Genomic DNA, 3,128 nt, shown 5'->3' with positions numbered 1-3,128 from the left:
TAAAAGACGAATATCTGGGAAAAAACAGTAAATAAGATAAATTATAGCATAGATTAATCCTAAACCCAAGATAATATAATCACCGATGACATAAATTGATATTGAAATCAGATTAAATAATAGAACTATTTATAAAGGGTAAGTTTCATATCAATGATTTTCCGTGTTTAATTAGTTTAATAGTATCAATATTTATTATTTGATGGAATATATGAAGATTAAAAACTGGAAATAGCATTAAATTGTATATAATAAATTAGAAATATATCTAAATTTTATAATAAATTCAGGAAATGAGATTAACAATTCTTATGAAACGTTTTTAAGATTTAGAGGCCATATAATGATTAATTTTCAGGTAAATGTCAATTTTCAAATAATGATACTAAGAGGATCTTATTATGAGTACGGAAATCTATTATTTTTCAGGAACTGGTAATTCACTGGCAGTTGCAAGGGATATTGCAGAAAAAACAAGTGGAAAATTGATATCCATAGCTTCCTTGATGGATAAAGAAACCCTAAAAACTGATGCAGATGTGATTGGAATTGTTTTCCCAATTTATTACGCCCCTTACGGTGGCGTTCCACTTATAGTCAGGAGATTTATCAATAAATTAGAAAATATTAACTCCAAGTATATATTTGCCATCTGTACTTATGGAAGCGGACCATTTAACTCATTAAAATTTGTAGATAAACTTATTGAGTCGCGGGGCGGTAAATTGGCTGCAGGATTTATGGTGAATATGCCCAATAACATGGCAAGATCTACCATTAATAGCAAACAAAAACAGCAAAAAATGTTCCATGTCTGGAAAGAAAATATGGAAACCGTATATAAACATATTAATGTCAGAAAAGAGGGTAAATTTGATTTACCCAATATAATAGTTGGTAAAGCATTTATATTAATCAAAATAATTTTCACCCCGCTTATGTTTTTGTTTAAACCTTTAACTTTGAACAGTTTAAAGAGATATTCAAGCTCTTCAAGCCGATCATATGAGGAAATCTTACCACTAATGGACAATAGTTTTTATACAGATGAGAACTGCATTGGCTGCAGCAATTGCTCCAGAATTTGTCCTGTAAAAAATATTAAAATTGTTGATGGTAAGGCTGAATGGCAGCATCACTGCGAATTTTGCCTCACATGCTTTCACTGGTGTCGAGAAGGGGCAATTAAAAGCAGTGAATTAACAAAAACGGTAAGATATCATCATCCTGATGTTAAGCTCTTGGATATGTTGAGGCAGATTGATGGATGATTACATGAACTTATAATAGAAATTATAATGTAGTTATACTATAATTAATGTAAATAAAGTAATAATTGAAAATCAAATTATAAAAACTATAAATGGAGGGCATATCATGAAAATAGGAATTATAGTCCATTCAATAACGAATAATACGTATTCTGTTGCCCAGAAGCTCCACGATAAGCTTATAGAAGCCGGACATGATGTAGAAATCAGAAGGGTGAGTATGGTCGGCGGAGACAGGCCTGAAGGTAAAAATATAGAACTCGAAAATCCGCCAGATGTAAGCCCATATGATGCATTAATTTTCGGCAGTCCAGTGCATGCATTTTCCCTTGCACCAGCAATGAGAGTATATTTGGAGCAAATTCCATCAGTTCAGGATAAGAAAATAGCTCTTTATGTTACAAAGGGCTTACGATTTGATTGGACAGGTGGAACCCGTGCAATTGGCCAGATGAAGAAAATTTGTCAGTCTAAAGGTGGAATAATCATGGGAACAGGTATTATTGTCTGGAACAAACAGCGCGATCAAAAGATTGCTGAAATAGTTCAGAAATTCTCTACATTATTTTAATTTAGGCAGGGATTTTAATTATGGGGCCTGAAATTTATTATTTTTCAGGAACTGGAAATTCATTACATGTGGCAAAAGAATTACAAAAAAGAATCCCAGAAACAAAATTAATACCGATTGTAAGTCTTTTAAATAAAGATTTTATTGATTCCGGCTCAGATACAGTGGGGGTTGTGTTCCCCATCCATCTTGCAATGTCCCCTGCTCCTGTAGTGAAATTTATTAAGAAACCGGACTTAAGTTCAGCAGAGTATATTTTTGCAATTGCAACGAGGGCTGGCACCCAGCACAGGGCTTTTATTGACATTGAAAATATTTTAAAGAAAAAGGGGAAGCGCTTAGATTCATTTTTCACGTTGAATATGGCCAGTAACGATCCCAAATTTGAAGGCTGGCAAGCAGCAACTGAAGAAGAAATCGCAAAGATGGAATCGGAGGTGCAAAATAAACTTGATTCTATCCAAAAAATTATTTTAAACAGGGAAAAAAGCAGAGAAAAGGATACAGATTTCAAAATGTCCGTGCCCGTTTTTCCAATTCTATCACTTATTCTCCCGTTTCTAAATAGGTTCTATAATGTTGAGTTTTATGCTGATGCAAAATGTAAGAGTTGTGGAACATGTGAAAAGGTTTGTTTATCTGGAAAAGTAAAAATAATTTATGGAAAACCAGTATGGCAGAAGGATGTTCAGTGTTTTTCCTGCCATGCATGTCTGAATTATTGCCCTGAACATTCTGTTCAAATCAAGTCCAGTAGACTTTTAAAATCATATACAACTGAAAATGAAAGGTATTCTCATCCATATGCAACAAAAGAGGATATTGCAGAGCAGAAATGATCTAAAATGAGCCAAAAACATGCCACAGGAAATTAAAATCATTAAATTAACCATTAAAACAGGTATAATTAAATTAGGCGAGGTAAATTGCTATCTTGTAAAAACAGGGAAAAATTATTTTTTAATTGATACAGGCCCTTCAAATAGACGATTTGAGCTTGAAAAAGAACTTGAGAATGCAGGGTGTAAACCGGGAAACCTTAAGCTTATCATTATAACTCATGGGGATTTTGACCATACTGGCAATGCAGCATATCTTCGTGAAAAGTTCAATACAAAAATAGCCATGCACCATGACGATTTAGGAATGGTAGAGTATGGGGACATGTTCTGGAACAGAGAGAGCAATTTTATCATTAAAAGGATATCTCCTATCCTATTCCGGTTCGGAAAGAATCACTTTCGTTTGCTACTGCCTTTGCAAGAAGGGTTTTACCTGTTCCTGGC

4 protein-coding genes are annotated in these 3,128 nt (G+C 33.7%); all 4 read left to right on the top strand.

Translation table 11 applies throughout. The features are described from left to right. The first annotated feature begins 401 nt into the window (after positions 1 to 401). Positions 402 to 1,271, top strand: a complete 870-nt coding sequence (locus QMD61_11560; protein ID MDI6725270.1) for an EFR1 family ferrodoxin — start codon at positions 402 to 404, stop codon at positions 1,269 to 1,271. A gap of 106 nt (positions 1,272 to 1,377) precedes the next feature. Beyond that, a complete protein-coding gene (locus QMD61_11555) occupies positions 1,378 to 1,842 on the top strand; it encodes a flavodoxin (GenBank protein MDI6725269.1) in 465 nt (154 codons plus the stop codon). Between the two features lie 20 nt (positions 1,843 to 1,862). Continuing rightward, positions 1,863 to 2,681, top strand: a complete 819-nt coding sequence (locus tag QMD61_11550; protein ID MDI6725268.1) for an EFR1 family ferrodoxin — start codon at positions 1,863 to 1,865, stop codon at positions 2,679 to 2,681. Between the two features lie 19 nt (positions 2,682 to 2,700). Beyond that, the coding region (locus QMD61_11545; GenBank protein MDI6725267.1) for an MBL fold metallo-hydrolase at positions 2,701 to 3,128 on the top strand (428 nt) is incomplete at its 3' end.

Source organism: Methanobacterium sp., assembly GCA_030017655.1.
Taxonomy (GTDB): Archaea; Methanobacteriota; Methanobacteria; order Methanobacteriales; family Methanobacteriaceae; genus Methanobacterium_D.
This window is presented reverse-complemented; position numbering and strand designations above follow the sequence as displayed.